General features: G+C 57.1%; 18 protein-coding genes. 8 read left to right on the top strand and 10 right to left on the bottom strand.

Going from position 1 to position 19348, the window contains the following annotated elements; genetic code table 11:
• Positions 1 to 240 precede the first annotated feature (240 nt).
• The 4 genes from WJM78_RS06010 (at position 241) to WJM78_RS05995 (ending at position 5268) form a co-directional block, all read left to right on the top strand.
• Complete coding sequence (locus WJM78_RS06010) at positions 241 to 1008, top strand: acyltransferase (RefSeq protein ID WP_339014427.1); 768 nt, start codon at positions 241 to 243, stop codon at positions 1006 to 1008.
• Positions 1005 to 2204 (top strand): glycosyltransferase, encoded by a 1200-nt coding sequence (locus WJM78_RS06005; protein WP_339014425.1) that lies wholly within the window; start codon positions 1005 to 1007, stop codon positions 2202 to 2204. Before WJM78_RS06010 ends, WJM78_RS06005 begins: the two co-directional genes overlap by 4 nt.
• Positions 2205 to 2287: 83 nt before the next feature.
• Positions 2288 to 4780: a hypothetical protein gene (locus tag WJM78_RS06000; RefSeq protein WP_339015768.1), complete on the top strand. Its 2493-nt coding sequence runs from the start codon at positions 2288 to 2290 to the stop codon at positions 4778 to 4780.
• A 74-nt stretch (positions 4781 to 4854) separates the two neighbouring features.
• Entirely contained in the window at positions 4855 to 5268 is a 414-nt protein-coding gene (locus tag WJM78_RS05995) for a hypothetical protein (protein WP_339014423.1), read from the top strand.
• Here the strand turns inward: WJM78_RS05995 and WJM78_RS05990 are convergent.
• From WJM78_RS05990 to WJM78_RS05980, 3 genes are read right to left on the bottom strand one after another with little or no spacing between them, the layout of a single operon-like run.
• On the bottom strand, positions 5246 to 5695 hold the full coding sequence (locus WJM78_RS05990; protein ID WP_339014421.1) for a hypothetical protein: 450 nt from the start codon (positions 5693 to 5695) through the stop codon (positions 5246 to 5248). The two genes, WJM78_RS05995 and WJM78_RS05990, sit on opposite strands and share 23 nt — an antisense overlap.
• A complete protein-coding gene (locus WJM78_RS05985; protein WP_339014419.1) occupies positions 5679 to 5831 on the bottom strand; it encodes a hypothetical protein in 153 nt (50 codons plus the stop codon). The genes WJM78_RS05990 and WJM78_RS05985 overlap by 17 nt, the downstream gene beginning before the upstream one ends.
• Positions 5824 to 6591, bottom strand: a complete 768-nt coding sequence (locus WJM78_RS05980) for an archaeosortase/exosortase family protein (protein WP_339014417.1) — start codon at positions 6589 to 6591, stop codon at positions 5824 to 5826. Before WJM78_RS05980 ends, WJM78_RS05985 begins: the two co-directional genes overlap by 8 nt.
• A gap of 137 nt (positions 6592 to 6728) precedes the next feature.
• Here WJM78_RS05980 and WJM78_RS05975 point away from each other — a divergent pair, with 137 nt between their 5' ends.
• Positions 6729 to 7562: a DUF1194 domain-containing protein gene (locus WJM78_RS05975; protein ID WP_339014415.1), complete on the top strand. Its 834-nt coding sequence runs from the start codon at positions 6729 to 6731 to the stop codon at positions 7560 to 7562.
• Between the two features lie 106 nt (positions 7563 to 7668).
• Here WJM78_RS05975 and WJM78_RS05970 read toward each other — a convergent pair whose 3' ends face one another.
• The 4 genes from WJM78_RS05970 to WJM78_RS05955 form a co-directional block, all read right to left on the bottom strand.
• Complete coding sequence (locus WJM78_RS05970; protein WP_339014413.1) at positions 7669 to 8733, bottom strand: hypothetical protein; 1065 nt, start codon at positions 8731 to 8733, stop codon at positions 7669 to 7671.
• A gap of 68 nt (positions 8734 to 8801) precedes the next feature.
• Positions 8802 to 9176 (bottom strand): hypothetical protein, encoded by a 375-nt coding sequence (locus WJM78_RS05965; RefSeq protein ID WP_339014411.1) that lies wholly within the window; start codon positions 9174 to 9176, stop codon positions 8802 to 8804.
• 347 nt (positions 9177 to 9523) lie between these two features.
• On the bottom strand, positions 9524 to 10402 hold the full coding sequence (locus tag WJM78_RS05960; protein WP_339014409.1) for a nucleotide-binding protein: 879 nt from the start codon (positions 10400 to 10402) through the stop codon (positions 9524 to 9526).
• A gap of 349 nt (positions 10403 to 10751) precedes the next feature.
• Positions 10752 to 12143 (bottom strand): GumC family protein, encoded by a 1392-nt coding sequence (locus tag WJM78_RS05955; RefSeq protein WP_212513274.1) that lies wholly within the window; start codon positions 12141 to 12143, stop codon positions 10752 to 10754.
• 168 nt (positions 12144 to 12311) lie between these two features.
• Between WJM78_RS05955 and WJM78_RS05950 the strand changes: the two genes are divergently transcribed.
• Genes WJM78_RS05950 through WJM78_RS05940 form a run of 3 tightly spaced genes read left to right on the top strand, consistent with a single transcriptional unit; the run spans position 12312 to position 15285 of the window.
• A complete protein-coding gene (locus WJM78_RS05950) occupies positions 12312 to 13427 on the top strand; it encodes a glycosyltransferase (RefSeq protein WP_249126551.1) in 1116 nt (371 codons plus the stop codon).
• 32 nt (positions 13428 to 13459) lie between these two features.
• On the top strand, positions 13460 to 14653 hold the full coding sequence (locus tag WJM78_RS05945; protein ID WP_339014405.1) for a glycosyltransferase family 2 protein: 1194 nt from the start codon (positions 13460 to 13462) through the stop codon (positions 14651 to 14653).
• On the top strand, positions 14650 to 15285 hold the full coding sequence (locus WJM78_RS05940; RefSeq protein ID WP_042034140.1) for a sugar transferase: 636 nt from the start codon (positions 14650 to 14652) through the stop codon (positions 15283 to 15285). Before WJM78_RS05945 ends, WJM78_RS05940 begins: the two co-directional genes overlap by 4 nt.
• An 812-nt stretch (positions 15286 to 16097) precedes the next feature.
• Here the strand turns inward: WJM78_RS05940 and WJM78_RS05930 are convergent.
• The 3 genes from WJM78_RS05930 to WJM78_RS05920 all read right to left on the bottom strand — a co-directional run bounded on the left by WJM78_RS05930 (position 16098) and on the right by WJM78_RS05920 (position 19348).
• Positions 16098 to 17099, bottom strand: coding sequence for a glycosyltransferase family 4 protein (locus tag WJM78_RS05930; RefSeq protein ID WP_042034139.1), 1002 nt, complete (start codon positions 17097 to 17099; stop codon positions 16098 to 16100).
• Positions 17100 to 17181: 82 nt separating this feature from the next.
• Entirely contained in the window at positions 17182 to 18669 is a 1488-nt protein-coding gene (locus tag WJM78_RS05925) for a SpoIIE family protein phosphatase (protein WP_339014402.1), read from the bottom strand.
• A 10-nt stretch (positions 18670 to 18679) separates the two neighbouring features.
• Entirely contained in the window at positions 18680 to 19348 is a 669-nt protein-coding gene (locus WJM78_RS05920) for a capsular biosynthesis protein (protein WP_339014400.1), read from the bottom strand.

The following is a 19348-nucleotide window of genomic DNA, read 5'->3' as shown; positions in this document are numbered from 1 at the left end:
CAGACAGCATATATGACGATAATCCCCTGTTTCCCTGAGTCCTACACTCACAGCAAAGCATATTAGGTCCAAAATGAGACTGTTATTTGCGTTTTGCAGCACGGATAGCGCAATTTGCATATCCCCCTGCCACGCCCCCCACCATCAGCCCCTCATCTGCAGGACGCGCCCGATTGGCGCGATCCATGCTAGTCCCTGACAGGTCGGCCAAACGGCAGATGAGAATAAGGAGACGACACAATGAACAGCATCAGCATGTACCGGATGAAAGCGTGGGCCAAACAGGGCGAGTCGGCGCAAGCCCGCTTTGTATGGCGGTTCGCCAAGGGCGCACGCAGCTGGTCCTTTCCACTGGTTCCTCCTCTTCATCGCCTGCTTTATCGCCTCTACAGGTTGGGCAGCCAGAGCCTCTCGACCCTGACCCGTACCTTTTGGTGGACACCGCTGTTCCAATCACGCCTGAAAGCGCCCGCCCCCCGCCTCTATCTTTATGGCGGCATCCCCTTTATCAGCGGGCCCGTGTCAATCCAAGTCGGCTCCGACTGCCGCCTCAGTGCCGCCATGACCATCAGCGGCCGCCCGTCGAGCAAGGATCCGCAACTGACGATCGGCAACAATGTCGGTATCGGTTGGCAGACCACCATTGCGGTGGGTAGCAAGGTGGTATTGGGGGATAACGTACGGATCGCCGGGCGTGCCTTTCTTGCAGGTTACCCGGGTCACCCGCTGGACGCTCGGGCCCGGGCCCAGGGCCTGCCTGATCAGGACGAGCAGGTGGGCGACATCGTCCTGGAGCAGGATGTCTGGCTCGGTACCGGTGTCATGGTGATGGCAGGTGTCACCATTGGAGCGGGCACTGTGGTCGCCGCAGGCAGCATAGTGACCCACAATCTACCTGCCGGAGTGCTGGCCGCCGGGGTACCAGCTCGGGTACTGCGCCCTCTCGACACCCAAGATAGCCACGACATCCTCGCGGCCCCTACTCTCACAGAGGAGAACCGGACATGATGCAACCGACAGCACAGCCACAACTGGTGGTTCTGGGCGAAGATTGGGGCCAGCACCCCTCCAGCACCCAGCATATGATCAAGCGCCTGCTGCCGGACTATCAGGTGCTCTGGGTCAACTCCATCGGCATGCGCCGCCCCCGCTTCAATCTGCACGATCTTGGCCGCCTAGGGCGCAAGCTGGGGGCCGTGCTAGGTCTCTCGACCAAGCGGGAAGAGGCGGTACCGTCACACCAGGCGCAACCACGCCCCAAGGTGCTGCCTCCGCTGGCGCTGCCCCTGCCCGGTAGCCGCCTGGCGGGCAGAATAAACGGTCACTGGCTTGCCGCCCAGATCCGCCGCCAATTGCCCGATCTTGACCGTCCTCTACTCTGGATCTCGCTGCCCAGTGCCGTGGATCTGGTCGGCAAGCTCGGCGAGCGCGCGGTGATCTATTACTGCGGCGATGACTTCTCGGCACTGGCAGGCGTCGATCATGATGCCATTGCCCGTTGTGAGGCCAGACTGGTTGAAAAAGCGGATCTCATCCTGGCCGCCAGCCCAGCACTGGCCAGCCGCTTTCCTCCCCACAAGACTCGACTGCTGAGCCACGGGGTCGATCTCGATCTCTTTATGCCGCCCCAACCGCGCCCGGCGGATCTGCCAAGCGGACGCCCCATCGCCGGTTTTTACGGCAGTCTGAGTGACTGGATCGACATCCCTCTGTTAGCAGAGACAGCCCGCGCCCTACCCCACTGGGACTTAGTGCTGATAGGGCCGCAAAAGACCGACCTTAGCGCCTTGGTGGGAATACCCAATATTCACCTGCTCGGGCCCAGACCTCACCACACCCTGGCCGCCTATGCCCAACACTGGCAAGTTAGCCTGCTCCCCTTCGTCGACAACGCCCAGATCCGTGCCTGCAACCCCCTCAAGCTGCGGGAGTATCTGGCGGTAGGGCGGCCCATCGTCAGCACCGACTTTCCGGCGCTCGATGATTATCGGGAGCTGGTGCACTTGCCCCGCCCCGGTGACAATCTTGCCCAGGCAATCAACCGCGCCGCCTTTGATGAACACGGTCCGGACTGGTTCCAGCGCCATGAGTGGGAGACGCTGACCCACTCCCAGGGATGCCATGCCCGTCAGCAGACAGTGGCAACACAAAGCTGGGATCATAAGGTCGATGAACTGAAAACCTGGCTGGCAGCATTGATATGACAGGAGGGGCGGGAATGCGAACTCGCTTGCCATGGATCCCTTGGCTACTGCTGGCACTGTTCCTCATCGGCGGGGAGCCTGTGATGGCAGCGAGCCATCTGGCGGGCCTTGTCCCATTGCCACTGACTGGCGACAAGACGCCTCAGCGCCTCACCTTCGACACAGTCCCCTGGCCCGTCGGTGGAGATGATGAACTGGTGATCGAAGGGCATAATCCCTATTCGCAGACCCAGACGCTCATCCTGCGGGCCGATGACGCGGCGTCAGTCAACTATCGCAGCCGGGTCAATCTGGAGCGGGCCATTGCCCCCGGTCCTTTCACCCTGCGCTTCGCCCTGAGCGACTGGCGCACCGCCCAGCCCAGAGCCCTGGCCCTCGACAAGCTGACCAAACTCTATCTTTTTATGGCCGACGGGGCGCCTCAGCTAACAATTCACCGTTGGTACTGGGAGCCAGGATTAACACTGCCCACCGGCACGGTTGCCCTCGATCTGGGGGCGGCCGATGCCCCCCGTTTTACCGGTTTTGAAACCCTGGCTCCGGGCGATCCCCGTCTGCTTGGCCACCCCACCCCCATACTGCGCCCCTCCGGCGATGCCCTGATCCGCGATGGCCTGCGCAATCTGGACGGGGTGCGACTGGAGGTGGCCAAGGGCCGCTACCAGCTCACCCTCTGGCTGGATGATCCCGGCGAGTGGGAATACCTGCCCCACCCCTTCGAGCGCAGTGTACTGGTCAATGATGAGCCCATCTGGGCCGGGCAGTGGCAACCGCAAGAGTGGCTGCGCCAGCGCTACCTCGCAGGGCAGTCCCGCGAGGCACTGCCCAACCCGGATCCCTGGCTGCTGCTTGGCGCACCTCAGGGGGGGCCCGTCCATGTCACCCTGAACCACCCCGGCGGCCCGCTCACCATTACCCTGGTGGGCCACTCACCGGATGCAAAATACCTGGCGGGCGTGCTGCTCGCCCCCTATCCGGCGCCCACCGGCCAGGCCGACACCCCGGTCGTGGCGGGTCACCAGCGCCACGTCATGCTGGCCAATGCCACCGCCCGGGTGCTGGCCAAACAGCGCCAGCTGTTTTTGGAAAAGTGGACTCTGGCCCCCTCTCGGCCAGCACCAATCCCGGAGAAGCTCAGCCTCACGCCGATCCCGGATGCAGCCCTGACCCTCCAGATCACACCAACGTCGCCCGCCCACGCATTGCAGCAAGCCTCGCAACCAGTGCTGGCCGCCCGTGGCAGCCAGCTGCTGCTGGAATTTGCCATCCACGCGGCGACGGATGATCCTGCCCCCTTGCTGGTGATCAAGCCGCCCGAGACAGCAGGCACACGGCTGGCGCTGACCCCCTATTACAGTCAGTGGCATCTGGTGCGCCCCCAGGCGAGCGGCACCCTGCTGGCCCCCTCGGATCAGGAGCTGGTCGAGGGGGTGGCCGGGCTCACCCTGCGGGCTGGGGTGCCACGGCGTCTGGTGCTGCACGTGACCATCCCCCGCAGCGCCCCTGCGGGTCGCTATCAGGGCAATATTCAGCTGCTCAGCCAACAGCAACTGGTGCAGTTGCCACTGACTATCGAGGTACTGCCGCTGACCCTGCCTGCGGCCAGCAAACCGGTCGGCATCTACGTCGAAGCGCCCCCCTACCTAAGCTGGCTCACGCCGGATCCCAAGCCCTTGCAACAACAGCTTGCCGCGGCGAGTCGCTGCGATCTGGAGCGGCTAGCCCGGCTCGGGATTAGCGGGCTCTCCCCGGCCCTGCCACAGGATGAGGCGGGCATGCGTGACATCATGGGAGAAGCCGCCGGACTTGGCTTTATTCCCCCTCTGCTTGCCTATACCCCGCTCAAACGCTGGGGAGGCGATCCTGCCAGCCAACTCGATCAGTGGCAGAGGCGGCAACAGGCACTGACTGCCAGCGGTTTGCCACCCTTGGCCTGGAGCCTGTTTGATGAGCCGGATCTCGCCACCCTGCCCGCCATCACTGCGATGGCCCGGGAGATGAAGCGCCGGGATCCGGCGGTGATCCGGGCAGGCCACTTCAACCACCCCGGTCAGGTTGCACTGTTGGCAGAGGTGGAGATTGCCCTGATCAACGCAGGCTTTGGTGCCGACAAGGTCGATGTGGCGCGGGTCAAGGCCGCCGGGGCCACCCCCTGGTTCTACAACCTGGGCACCCCGAGGGCCGCCGGTTTTTACCTCTGGCAAAGCGGGGCTGAGGGTTATCTGCAGTGGCATGGCCGCATGCCCACCGCCCTGCCTTATGACCCCACCGACGGACGGGAGAGCGACTTTATGTTGCTGGGCCCGCAAGCCTGCGAAGCCCATCGTCTCTCCCATGACCTTCTGCTGCTTCAGCAAGCCATCGAGGATCTGCGCTGGCTTGCCTGGCTCGAGCAGGAAGCCCGTTACCAGGTCGATGCCGCCCTGCTGCTACAGCGTCTGCGCGATCAGGTGCCAAGCCGCTGGCAACTGGCCGAGCAGTTGCCAGCCAGAACCTGGATACAGTGGCGCCAGGAGATTGAACAGCTAGCCAAGCGATTGAAAACATTGCAAACTGGTGCCAACTCATCTTCCTGAAGTGACTGCGTATGGCCAACCAGATCCCACGCTGCACCTGTCGGGGCAGACCACTGCCCCGATGGTTGCCCCTCATGCTGCCGCTGCTGATGCTCGTCGGTTGCGCCCGTCAGGAGCCGGTCAATGAGGCCATGCCCATCCTCAACCAGTTGCGGGATCAGCAGTTGGCCGAACAGCCCCAGTTGCAGCTGCAGTACCAGCAAGAGCAGACCCTGCTGCAGGCTGATCAGGAGCAGCAGTTGCATCAGTTTCTGGGACTCAAGGATCCGGCCCGTATCGCCCTGGTGAGCGGCCCCGGACTGCAAACAGACATGCTGGAGAGTGCGCGGATAGCGAGCGTACGGCTGACGGCCCTGACCCACTTGCTGGCGTCTCGCGCCATTGAACTGGAACCCCGTTATGACCCCATGCTGGCACCCAACACCTTGCTGATCCGCATTCTGCCGAGCGATGAACCGGCGCCGGTCACGCCATCGGCGGCGCAATGAGCCCGAGGCAAGCCGTCGGCAAGGCGACGCGATAGAGGGGATAGGGGGTCAGCCCCCACAATTTACGCCAGCCCTGAGTGAGGCGGTATGAGAGCAGCGGCGGGCTCTGGTGAAGCTGGCCTAAAAACATCACCCCCTGACTCATCCCCTCTCCCGCCAGCGTCACTGACATCGCCTCGCGATCCGGCGCCACCAGCATGGCCTGCAGCGTCCCGTCACATTGGGGATGCACCAGCTGATAGCTGACATAAGTGCCACCCAATACCGGCGTGGCTGCTCGCATCTGCCATCCCAGCTGGGCCAGCTCCATCAGCATGGGTTTGGCCCCTTCATTGACCACCCGGTGCTGATAGCGCCACCCCATGGCCGCGGCACTGGCCAGCGCCACCAGCAACAGCAGCAGGTATCCCCTAGACATTCCCGCCATAGCGCCCCCTCATAAACAGAATGGCCATCACCAGCCGCATCACATTGACCACCCGCGTCTGATAGCGCCATCTCATGGCCCCAACACCGGCGGCGGCACTGGCCAGCGCCACCAGCAACAGGTATCCCCTAGACATTCCCACCATGGCGCCCCCGCATAAACAGAATGGTTATCACCAGCAACATGATGGCCCACTGATAGAGCTGGGCCAAACTGCCGGTGTGCAGCCAGCCATACCAGCGCAGATCCAGGCTCATCAGCACCAGCCGTAACTGATTGGCCCCGATATAGAGCAGGCAGACCAGCAGCAACATGGGCCACTGCCGGTATAAGGGGCGTTCCGGCGCCAGCCAGCAGCTGGAGATAAGCCAGGAGAGGGCGACCAGATAGAGCTGGGAGAAGGAGGAACACCCCTTGAGCACGATCAGGGCATGGCCCCCCAACCGCTCGATGCGATTGCCATCCCAGCGCGTTTCCCACCCAAGCAGTTGCAACCACTGGCTAACCCCCCAGGCATCGAGCGCCAGCACAGGGCCGGAGAGCAGGGCAAACACCTGCTGACCCCATAACACGGCCACGGTGAAGGCGAGCACGATCTGCAACACGGCCCGTTCATCGGCACTCTGGTGACGGCGCCACAGTGTGGCCACCAGCAGCAGACAGGCCAGCGCCTTGAAACTGGCGCTGGGGATCAGGATCAGCAGGATAAAGAGGGCGAGCGCAAGCGGGTGCACGCGCCAGGTTGGCGCAACCCGCGATGCAATTTGCCACCAGATAGCAATCAGCAACACCACCAGCACGTTAAAGTGACCCATATTGAGCCACACCATGCCCCACTGATTGGCCAAGCCAAGCAACAACCAGTTGGGTGCCCACTGCCAAGGACGGATATCCATTGCTACTCCTGCCCGTTATCACGTGTCTTATCCGGTATCGCAAGTTCCATGCCTGTCCCGATCAGACCCGTTAACAAAGATGGCACGTTTTATTCATTCATTCTGCTGGCACTACCGCCAAGGAGAAGGAGTGAGCGATGAAACTCAAACCGTTAGCAGGGCTGCTAGGGATGGTACTGGTGACCTCCCCCGCATACGCCTTGACCCAAGTCGATACCGAACTGCAACTGCTGATGGATGTGTCTGGCAGTGTCACTTCATCGGAATTCAATCTGCAGTTACAAGGCTATGTGGACGCCTTTTATAACCAGGATGTGCAGAGCGCCATCCTCGATACCAGTGGTGGCAAACTCGGGTCCATCGCCGTGCAGATGGTGATGTGGAGTAGCAGCAACCAACAAAGAACGATGACCGACTGGTTTCACCTCTACGACATGACCTCCATCAATAACTTCGCCGCCACGCTGGATAACCTGGTGCGCCCCTATGCGGGGATGACGGCCCCCGGTTCGGCGATGGCCTTTGGTGCCCAGCAGTTTGACACCAACAACTACACCGCCGCCCGGCAGGTGATGGATGTGTCAGGAGACGGGATCCAGAACAACGGGCGGGATACCGCCACCGTGCGGGATCAACTGCTCGCCTCCGGCATCGATACCATCAACGGCATCACCATAGGTCAGGACTATGCCGACGGGGTGCTGCAAGAGTGGTATGTGGAGAACGTGGCGGGCGGTGAGGATGCCTTTGTTATCAACGCCACCACCTTCGCTGATTTTGGCAGTGCCCTGCAGCTCAAACTGGCGGCCGAGATTGAAGGGGGTATCATTCCGGAAGGCGCGCTGGCCGCCCCCATCGAGGAGATCCCGCTGGCCGCCCAGCTGTTGCTCGGCATGCCGCTGCTGCTGGCATGGCGCTATCAAAAGCGCCGGCAGCACACCAACGGGCAGCTGGCGCCCGTCATCGGCTAGTTTGTCACCCCGAGTGCAGCGATTAGGGAGCCATGGCTCCCTGATTTTTTATCAGTACGTGTATCGTGCCTACAACATCAGATTTGATCGTTTCATTGACTTACTTTTATCCACTATATTTTATATCAGTTAGTGATTCATATTTTCTGATTAATTCATCTCTATATGAAGGAGACCAATCTGCTGAATTATAGGCTCTTTCAAAATATTTATTTGGCTGAGCAGTTATTTTTTCTAAATAGAGAACTATATCTTGTGGGAGGAAATCCTTAAAGCTATCTAGGCAACCTGTTTGTTGTACCTTAATTGACTTTCTTAGCACCAAATTGAATACTTTGTCACCACTCGCGAACATCCCCTCTTGCTCGGATTCTCGTTCAGTCCACATTCTGAAGTAACGATTCAAGTTATATAAGTCCCATGTCATATTAAATGCACTACGTTGTTTTGAACATGGATCATCTGACACTTTGTATTTCATCATTCGTTTCATGGGCGTTTCACTGAAATAAATAGAAGCAAAAGCAATACCCACAATAGATAACATAAACTCGACAATCATCCACTCAACCACTTTTTTAAGCTTATCCAGTCGGCGCATATTTGGAATGTGAGACACATAGATAATATACAAAACAATTAAATATAGTGAATCCCACTCACGTAGGCGTCTATATTTAGTGAGATTGCTCCTGATAAAGGGCACATCCATAACATAAGAATCTGCAGGAGTAATTGTGTCTATTTTACCCAATGCAAAATCTATTACTGATGAGTTATTTATATTGTTAATACGGTGAAATAACTCCAAGTCAGATAAAATTTCATCAAGAACTTCATCATCACTTCTATAGTTTATTTTTTCATATACGGCATAAGTTGGGTCTAATTCGATCTCTGCAAATTGACAAAAAGCAACCAGTGCAATTGCATCACGAAACTCTTGTTTAGGCTTACTTTTCTTAAATGCATTCAAAATGAACTGATAGATATTTAAATCAAGATGTATAGTGTAAGTAACAGAGTTTATTTTCTTGTTATATTGATAGTTATAACTATTATATACATCTGAATCATTAACCAAGTTGAAATTATGAACAACCCAGTCTCTATCAATCAAATTTTTGATGATGCTTTCTAAATATTTCGGGTAAGTATATAAAACTTCCATTCTCACATATCCACTTAGTCAAATAATGCCCAGGGCCGTAGGTTCGACTAGCGAAGTCGTAATCTAACCTATGAACTTACAACATAAAATAATACCCCGTCAGGATTCATAGGCTGAATCTCACAAGAAAAATCATACTTTTTTTCATAGTCAATTTCTATGCGCCAACTTTTAATTTTGGCCTTATTAATCTTTACGAAAGATGATATGCCTTTCCGAATGTGTTCATCTATAAAGGAAAAATATTCTACATTCTTAAAACTTTGATCCTTAGAATGAACAGCATCCAAAATCTGATTTTCACTTGCAGGCTTTAGCTTAGCTCTAAAAATAGCCACACCCTCTTTAAGTTCTACTTCTGCCGCTTCGGCACCGATCGTATCTGCACCGTATTCATGGTTTAGCTCTAAGTGAAAATATCCTTTCCTGAGACTTTTTTTCATGATTTACCTTTAACGCGTGAAAATTAGGACCGTAGGTTCGATTAGCGAAGCGTAATCGGACGTTCGAGATCTTTCTGTAATATGTCTCTTTAACTCGCCAATATTGCCACTTCTTAGCCCAGAAACTCACTCTCAAACTGGCAGCCAAAGTCAACAGTCGGGACATGCTTTCCACATTAGCGGGGAGTGTCACCGCGAGCGTCCGATTATGCATACCGGCTATATTTCTAACGCCGCATTAAGGTGTGAGCAAGGCTACCACCAAACTAAACCATACCACCGTAACCACAAAACCCAATGATGGAACGAGAAATGCCAAGCGTTGGAGATCACTCTTAAATGCTTTGTTATATGTTTTCTTTTGCGATGATATCAAATCTATCCTCGAACCAAGTGACAATTTCTTTTGGAATATCCATTGAGCTTGCAGTTATGTCAGAAGCACCAAACTGGATAAAATTATTATCTAAGAAATCAACATTTTTAACATCTAATGTTACATAGGCATTATCATAAATATCACCGAAGAATACACTCAAAATCCCTGATGCTGTTATCATTTCAAGCAGATTGCCAAAGTCTGACTTTAAAATAGCGAATACATCTGCACGTAATTCATGATAAGACTTGAGCATGGAATCAGATGGCCACTCTTGGTTTTCTACCATACGCGGATATCCACCAAGTTGAATCAATTTATTCATTAACTCATTATACTTTACATCAATCTCCGACTTATGAACTTCGATAGCTTCTAGTTTTACAGTCATTTGCGCTAATTGTTTTCTCACCTGAAAACAAAAAGGTCCCAATGCAGCCTGCAAATTACCATCGCTACGCTCATTATCATATACCCCAGGAGTGAGCCCTAGAAGGTCTGTCGGTACATGAAAATCTTGACTATTACGAGGCTTTACCATAAATGTTTTTTCAGGTCCTAAACGCCCTATAAACATACCGAGTTCAAATAGAACATTATCTCTTGTAACGGTCTGTTCTTGGCCTCGCATTTTAACTATATCATCAGGTGACATAACAAAAATCGCTGCGTCATACGTGTCCAAAACTGACAACAAATCACTCAATGTTGATTGTGTTAAGTTAAAAACGCCTTGAGACCAAACTGTTGGTTCAGCATCATGCTCCAATTCACATTGAATTGCATAAGCAACTTCAAGCCCTTCAACGGAAGAGCCAATAAATAACTTTGGTTTTTTCTTTTTCACCAAACTCTCCTAAAAAACATAACAGTAATTAGATGGAAGGCGCTATTAATTTGTTAGTAACGTCTTTCATCTAACTCTGCTCCATCACTCGTTATCACAACCAATAATTGATTTTAAAATCAATTTATTATCAACGCTTTACATCGGCTCCACTTGTATCACTGGGTAAAACCACAGTCAAGAAACGGAAATAGAAAATGCAGCCTCTATCCTCTTTTATAGGCTTGCCACGATTTTTACTCCGTCATCTGTGCGATATAAAAAAGGCCTCATCACGAGGCCTTAACAGGAATATGCAAGTTCGGGATGACTGGCATTGCGCCAGCCTTCGCGGCTATCAGCCCGGCTCCTATGCCAATGGCAGAACCTGACCAGCACTGCTGGCTGGATAGCCCTGCGCGGGCTCGCAGTAGGGGATCCGGCTTAGCACTGGCGCATTGACCAGGTTTGCCAACTGATCGGCGCGACGCAGGCTGGTATCCGCCAGCTCGGTCAGCAAGGCCAGACCACAGCCAAGCCCCAGCCCCCCCACCACACCGGCGACCAGAAACAACCAAAGCGGGTAGTTGCTCGGTTTGCCAGGCGCAAACGGCTTGTCGATGACCTTGATCCGTTCGCCAGGCTCGAAGCTGCCGAGCGCCCCGGTCACCTTGGCTTTCTCGTAGCGCAGCAGCAGATCCTGATAGAGGGTGCGCTTGACCTCAAGGTCGCGCTCCAGCTCCGCCAGCTGGCGCTCCGTATCCCCTTGGGAATCCACTACCCCGGTCAGTTCGTTGAGTTGCGCCTGCAAACCGGCGACGTTCTGCTCAGCCTCGGCCAGTTGTCGCTTGGCCTGTTCCCACTCGGGCCCTATGGCTGCGTCAGGCTTGCTCTTGAGCCGCGTCAGCTCCTGCTGTAACTGGCCAATTTGGTAGAGCAGCGTCTGCACCTGGCTGTGTTCGTCGCTGTAACGTACCCGCAGCAGCGCCAGTTCGGTCTGCATCTGCTGCAGTTTCTCCTCAAGGCTGCGAGCCATAGGCCCTTGCTGACCAAGGGATAACTGCTCAACCTGGGCTTTGGCCTGTTGCAGCTGGAGCTGGCTCTCGGCGTAACGATCCTTGAGACCATAGAACCGCGCAGCATTGGCATTTTGCTGCGCTGGCAGGGCGCTGGCGTGCTCACGTTTGAAGTCGGCCAGCGACTGCTCGGCCCCCTGCAACTCAGTGCGACGGCTGTCGAGCTGGCTTTGCAGGAAACGCTCGGAGGACTCGGCTGACTGACGTCCCTTGTTGAGCAGGTTGAAAAAGAAACGGCGCGAGATGGCCTCGAGCAGGCCGGCACTGTTGGCGGCGGAGTCAGCCTTGACCTTTAGCTCGATCACTTCGTCTCCGATCAATTGGATAGAGACCGAAGTGGAGAGCCAATCCATGATGGCATCGCGCTTGGCGGGAGGCGTGTCGTCATTCACCAGCCCCCGATCCCGCGCTACCCCGTCCATCACATAGCGGCTACGCAGCATGGCTTCCAATACAGCAAAGCGATCTTTAAGGCTCTCCTGGGTGAGGAGGTCTTTGAGGGTCGAGGTCTGATTGGAGTCCTGCGGCACCATAAAGGTGGTGCGACTCTCGTACACCTTTGCGGTCATCAGACCGATCGCCCCCCCCACCAGCGGCATGATCAACATGGGCATCAGGATCAGATAGCGGCGCCGCCAAGCGGCGAAGAGAATGATGTAGAGGTTGTAGTAAAACTGGGTTGGCATGATGTCACTCCCGACAAGACGGCTAAGGCATACAATCAAATGCAAGGGCGGTGCCAGTAGATAGAAAGCGGGCACAATTCTCATACACCCTCGACCAGTGTTGGTACAGGATTCGCATAGTCACCGCTACGGGGCGAAGGCGTGCTCCATTCAGGACAGGAGAACACCATGCAAATGCTCACTTCACCAGCCCCTTCAGTATCCTCACAGTCCGCCATCGTGCAAATCGTCCAGCACCTGCAACCCGGGGGACTGGAAACCATGGTGCTCAACCTCAGCCAGGCCAACGAGTGCCACCAGCCCATGCACATCATCTCACTGGAGGGCACAAAAGACACGCTGCTGGCAGCCTGGCCAGCCCTGCGTCCCTTTGCCGAGGGGATCCACTGCCTGGACAAGCCAGCCGGCTGGTCGCCCGCCACCCTCTATCGTCTCATCCGTCTGTTGCGCAAGCTGCGCCCGTCAGCGGTACACACCCATCATCTGGGCCCTCTGCTCTATGGCGGACTCGCCACCCGGCTGGCCCGGGTGCCAACCCTGGTGCATACCGAACATGACGCCTGGTATCTGGACGATCCTCGTCAACGCAGGCTCGCAGGCCTTGGGCTGCATGCCTTCCGGCCTATCCTGGTGGCCGACGCCATCCCGGTCGCCAATCAGTTGCAGGCAAGGCTCGGCAAGCTGACCCCATTGGTGATCCCCAACGGCATCGATGAGCAGCGTTTTACGCCCGGCGCCAGCGAGCTGGCTCGCCAGACCCTGGGCTTGCCGCTCGGCGTCCGGCTCATCGGCTGCGCCGCTCGTCTCGAAACCGTCAAGGGCCACGCCCTGCTGCTGGACGCCATGGCCACACTGCCCGATGAGGTGCATCTTGCACTGGCCGGGGTGGGCAGTTTGCAAAATGCATTGCAGCAGCAGTGCCAACAGCTGGGGATCGCCCATCGGGTCCACTTTCTCGGTCTGGTCGAGCAGATGCCCCGCTTCTACCAGGGGCTGGATCTCTTCTGCCTCCCCTCGCTGGCAGAAGGGATGCCCCTGTGCGTGCTGGAGGCCCAGGCCTGTGGCGTCCCCGTGGTCATGAGTGCGGTGGGCGCGGCGGCAGATATTGTCTGTCCAGCGAGCGGCCAGTTGCTAGAAGAACGCGATCCCATCCGACTGGCTAAACTTCTGGCACAAGGGTTGCTCAAGTCTTGTGGCCTGCGCGCAGCCACCAGAGCATTTGTCTGCGAGCAAGGCAGTTTGAGCCAGATGGCTCATGCCTATCAAGCGCTGTACGTCCGTTGAACTGACGGTAACCTTCGACAAAGGAGTATCCCATGGTGTGGATAATGATCCTGTTCTGGCTATGTGCAGCCTTGGTGGTCTACCACCATGTCGGCTACCCCCTGCTGCTGAAATATGTTGGCAAGCGCGCAGGTGGGCGGGTCACCCCCCCGCTCCCGGTGAAACGTGGCTTCAAGGCCGAGGCCAGCGACGCCGCGCTGCCGACCATTACCCTGGTGATGCCCATCTACAACGAGGCGGCGACCCTGGCGGCCAAGTTGCAGAATCTTGCCAGTCTCGACTATCCGGCCAACAAACTCTCCATCCATCTGCATTTTGATGGCTGCAGTGATGAGAGCTACCCCATAGCCCTCTGCCAGTTAGGCGATCCGGCACTGCAGCAGTTGCACATCCGTCTGTTCGACCACCCCTGCAATCGCGGCAAGGTGGCGGTACTCAACGAGGCAATGACCCATATTGAAAGCGATCTTGTGGCCCTCACCGATGTCTCTGCCCTACTCCCCATAGACAGCCTTCTGTTGGCGGTCGCCCATTTTCAGGACCCAGAGATCGGGGTAGTGGGCGAGGCTTATCGCTTCTGGCAGCCCGGTTCCCAAGGGGAAGAGAGCTACTGGCACTACCAGAGCCAGATCAAGCTGTGCGAATCAGCCCTTGGCAGCATGCTGGGCGCCCACGGGGCATTTTACATGATGCGTCGGGAGTGCCTCACCCCGCTGGCCGCAGATACCATCAACGATGACTTCATGCTGCCGATGATGGCCATCGCCAAGGGATACAAGGCGGTCTATGACAATCGCTGCTCAGCCCTGGAGCTCGAGGTATCCGATGCCCTGCTGGAAGCCCAACGGCGCAAGCGTATCGGTGCAGGCAACACACAGCAGCTGCTACGCCTGCTGCCTCTGCTGCACCCCAGATTTGGCTGGGTAGCATTCAACTTTGCCAGTGGCAAGGGACTACGGGTACTGATGCCCCTGTGCCTGACACTGCTGTGGCTGTGTGCGATTCCGCTGGCAACGCAATCCATGCTGTTTCAGGCGCTGCTGGTGCTGCAACTGCTGGGGTATCTGCTGGTCACGTTAATCCATCTGACCCCCCTGTACAGCTGGCCCACTCTGTTTCGCAAGATCCACTATCTGGTACTCGGACATTGGTACAACGGCATCGGCACCCTGCGCTACGGCCTGCGGATGCTGGTACACCCCACCACACAGGAGAGAGCAGCATGAAACACCCAATTCCAACAGCAACACTGGTGATCAAACGCATCATGGATCTGGTGGGTGCCAGTCTCGGCCTGCTGTTAACGCTGCCGCTGTGGCCCTTGATCATGCTGGCTATCCGGCTGGATAGCCCGGGTCCGGTGTTCTTTCGCCAGTTGCGGATCGGACGCAGCCACGAAAGCCATACCGAGCTGTTTTTCATGATCAAGTTTCGCACCATGCGCGCCGACGCCGAAGCGGCCACGGGGCCGGTCTGGTGTGGCAAAGGGGACAGCCGGATCACCCGCAGCGGTGACTTTCTGCGCAAAACCCGGCTCGATGAACTGCCGCAGTTTATCAACGTACTCAAGGGCGACATGTCTCTGATAGGTCCCCGTCCGGAGCGGCCCGGGATCGCTAACCGGCTGGAAGAGGCAGTGCCTTTCTTTATCGAACGCACCTATGGGGTGGCTCCCGGCATCACAGGTTTGGCTCAGGTCAATCAGGGCTATGATGAGTCGCTGGATGATGTGCGCAGCAAGCTCGCGTTCGACCTTGCCTACTCGGTCGCGCTGCTCCATCCCTGGCGCTGGCTGGTGCAGGATGTGCATATCATCGGCAAGACGATCGCCATCATGGTTGGCAAGAAGGGGCGCTAATCCCGCCACCCGCCTCATCAACAGCCTCAGGCCATTGCCACTGCAATGGCCTTTTTTATGAGGCATCCGACGTGGTCGTGCACGAGGCGACGGCTTGAACGCCGTCATGTCGCTACCCATCCATATTGCAGGCGCTCATGTCACCTTGAGCAACGAGCGGTGTCAGGGCCGGCCGATAGCAAGGAACCATACCCCATCACATAAAAACGAGTGGCAAAAGCCATAATGCCCGCCAGGTAAGCATGTCGCGCCGCTAACAAATCTGAGCTGCTTCGAACGATGCCAAGCCCCACATAGCTGGCCACGATGTCGGCCTGACAAGCTACCCGCAGACAAGGGATATGACGTTCGCCGTTGCTGTGATTATCGGAGGCGACGGGGGATCAAGGCTCCCATTGCCGGCGAGGCACCGATAGCAATGCGCGATGGGATCGTCACTCTGGATCATCGCGCGAACTCATGGTGGCTCGCCGGTTTTGGCAAGCGCTGTCTGCGTTTCGAGCGACGCTGGATACCCATCTCGCTTGCAGACGCAGGCATGTGCCCTTATCTGCCTGCACTTGGTTGAGCTGTGTTGTTAGCGGCTCTTATTGTGACTGAGTATTTGAAATGTTGAATAACAGGAGCCGCGCCAGGGTGAAAGAGTCCATTTGGCTGACCCCCCTGCCCAGACGGGTATCCAATAAAAAGAGGGAGGCATCATGCCTCCCTCACTCTTTGGCCTTATCCCTCTCAGGTTGAGACTCACAGTCTCTTAACTGACTGGCATTATGGCCAACACCACCCGTTTTACCGGGTATAACACCCATTCCTCAGGCACTGTAGACGGCCAGAATATCGGTCACTCTGTGGTTCACGCTGTAACCCCTGGCAATGGTTCTGCGAGCCGCCTGACTCATTCTGCTACGAGCCGTCTCATCGCTGCGCAGCCAGTAGTTGACCAGCTCCGCCATGTCACGAACATGGCCAGGCTCTACCAGCCAACCATTTGATTTGTGATCAATCAGGTTAACCAAGCCGCCCACCGCAAAGGTACAGACAGGGATGCCATGGGCCATCGCCTCAAGGGCAACCAAAGGCAATCCTTCAAAACGGGAGGTAATACAGAGCAGGTCTATGTTATGCCACTCATGGGCCATGGTTTGAAAGCCATGAAGCTGCACGCGATCGCCATACTGCTGCCACAAGGCGCTCTTCATGGGGCCATCCCCGTAAAGATGAAACTCCCCGTCCGGGCAAAAGGCGGCCAACTGACAGAACGCTTCTGGTCCCTTTTCCGGGGAGAGGCGGCCGACAAACGCCACCCGGTTACCTGCAACCGATGCCGGAGTCGTCGGCATGGGCACAAAGTTGCTGATCACCGTACTTGGCACAGGCAATCTGCGAGCGATTGGCTCACTGACTGCAATACACTTCGCAAAACGCGCGGTGAGACGATCCAGCCAACTGTAGAACTTCAGCCAGCCCTCCCCTTCATCACCACTGTGAAAAGTAGAAACGACCTGCTTGCCGCTACACCAGGCGGTAAGCCGACCGAGCACTCCGGCCTTGTAACCGTGGGTATGAAGCAGAACGGATCCCGGCTGGCAAGCCAGCTGCCGCATGAAATCCCGGCTGTTGCGGCACACCCTGTATGGCAACCCAGCCCGCCGGAGCAACGCGATAAAAGGGGTCATACCGTGGTCGGCTACCAGCACTATGGTGACCCCCAGTCCCCTTGCCAGCAGATCGCTGGCGAGGTGTGTGATGTGAACCTCGATCCCGCCGACCTGACGGGCATCAATGGCAAGCCAAACCTGCTGTGTTGGCAACATACATGTTCTCCTTTTGTGGCCCCAAGCCACATCCAGCAGGTTATTGCATAGAACGGGCCAGCCTGGCTGGGAGAGAACAGGATCAGGGGGAGGGACAGGCAATCAGCAGCAGGGTCATGTCATCCGGTGCACTGTCAGCTCTGTCGTCAAACCAGTTGGCGATACGCTGAGTCAACCGATCCAGGTTGGGTTCGTGGCTAAGGCAGATTTGCTGCAACTGCGCCTCCCACTGCTGGCGCTCGACAGCATTGCGGCTCTCCAGCAACCCGTCGGTCCAGAACAACAAACGTTCCCCCGGAAGAAGCCGGTGCTCGCAGGTTTCGAAATGGGGATCCGGTCGCAGGCCGGGCAATGGCCCGGTGACGCCAAGCTGATGCATCTCATCCGTTCCTATTAGCCAGGGCGCCGGGTGTCCCGCACTGGCCCAGCGGACCCATCCCTCTTCACCGAGTTCAATGCAGAGGGTGGTGAGCAGGGTCGCCCCAAGCAACGGATCGCTATGGACGGCAGTGGAGAGCGTTGTCAACAGCCGGGCGGGTGAGCACTGCTCACTTTGGGCCGTCAGCAGACCACGCAAATAGCCAGCATAGGCGTGGGCGAAGAACTTGGCCTCAGCATCGTGCCCCATCACATCCCCAAGCCAGAGCACCCGCTCCCTGACCAGCAGAAAATCCCCCCCGCCCACAGCGGCGGCTCGGGTCTGTAATGACAGCTGATAACCATGGATACGACTGGCAGGCAACAAGGGACGCAGGGCCGAGGTCATCCGCTGATCCAGCTGATCCCCCCACTGAGACTTGAGCTGAACCGAGCGTTGCAACACCCGGGAGACAGCCAGCAACAGTGCCTGCTTGGTGATGGGCTTGGTCAAAAAATCATCTATGCCGAGCGCGCCGGCCCTGCTCTGGGTCCATTGATCCTGATGACCGGTCAGGAAGATAAAGGGCACACCGCGCATCTTGGGGTCCTTCATCAGCTGCTGACGCAGGCCAAAGCCGTCGATACCCTCCATCTCGATGTCGGAGAGCACCAGAGCCGGGGGCTGACGCCCTAGCGCCTGCAGGGCTGCGAGAGGATCGGCATAGCTTTCGACCCGATATTGACCGTGAAGATACCCGGTCAGCAAGGTACGCATCACCTTGTCGTCGTCGATCACCGCCACTACGGGCTCCTGCCTGGCACAGCCACGGGCCCGCAACATCACGCGATTACGATTGCCTTGGTGGCTAAAGCTCACCTCATCAAACAGCCGGTATACCAGAGCCAGACCGTACCCCCCCTCTTGCAGTTCATCCGGTAGTTGTGTCGCAACGAGGTTAGGCTGGGGGCCACCATCGTCGTCAAGCAGAAGACTTAATCCCGATTCATCCTGTTGCAAAGTGAGCCAGAGGTGGTGAGCCGGCGGCTCTGCATACCGCACGACATTGGTGGCCAACTCGCTGAAACAGAGCAGCCAGTTGGCCTGATCCTGGGAGGGGACCTGAAACAGCGCCAACCCCTGTGCCAAGCGGCCGCGCAGTTCGCGCACCGACTGCAGGGTAGCAGGGGCAGATCGCAACCACTCTTCCATAGGCACTCCCTCAGATCCTGAAATTGAGCAGGGCGCTGCGCCGGCACCAACGCTTGAGCCACTCGGTCAGCCGGTTGTTCGGCAGCCGGTTGAGCTCACGCAAAATCTCGCTGGCAAGCCCGGGGTTAAGGCGATCGTTAAACACGGCACCAATCAGGTTGGCCTCGGCCCGGGTCAACTTGTCCACGGCCCTTTGCACCATGGCAGTCGGTGTAACCCCGGCCAACACAACCAGCACAGCGCCCTCGCAAGCCCCGCAGACCTGATCTGCCGGGATATTGCCCCGGTTGAGGGCATTGAGGGGGGAAGTATCAAAGAGCACCACGTCATAATGTTCGAGCCAGCGAACCAGCAGTTGGCGCAGGGTATCCTTGTTGCGAAAAGCCATCAGATCCTTACCGGGTGCCGGCAGCACCGCAAGGAAGTGGCCCCGACTCAGCGGCTCCGGTACATCGTTGGGCCCCCAGGCCTGGGTTGCGGGGCGACCGGGGTGATACAGGTTGAGATCCACCAGCAGTGTGTTGAGCCCGTCCGCTTCTGCTCGCCGGGCCAGCGCCTCACAAATGGTGCTGACCCCTTCTCCCCCTTCGGCCGAGGTCACCGCCAATGAGCGGATCCCACGACCCAGGGTGGCGGCATAGAGCGACTCCAGCTCAAGGTACTGGATTGGAATGCTCAT

It is taken from the genome of Aeromonas popoffii (genome assembly GCF_037818705.1).
Classification (GTDB): Bacteria; Pseudomonadota; Gammaproteobacteria; order Enterobacterales; family Aeromonadaceae; genus Aeromonas; species Aeromonas popoffii.
Note: the sequence above shows the minus strand (reverse complement) of the source record. Positions and strands in the feature narration are given on the sequence as shown.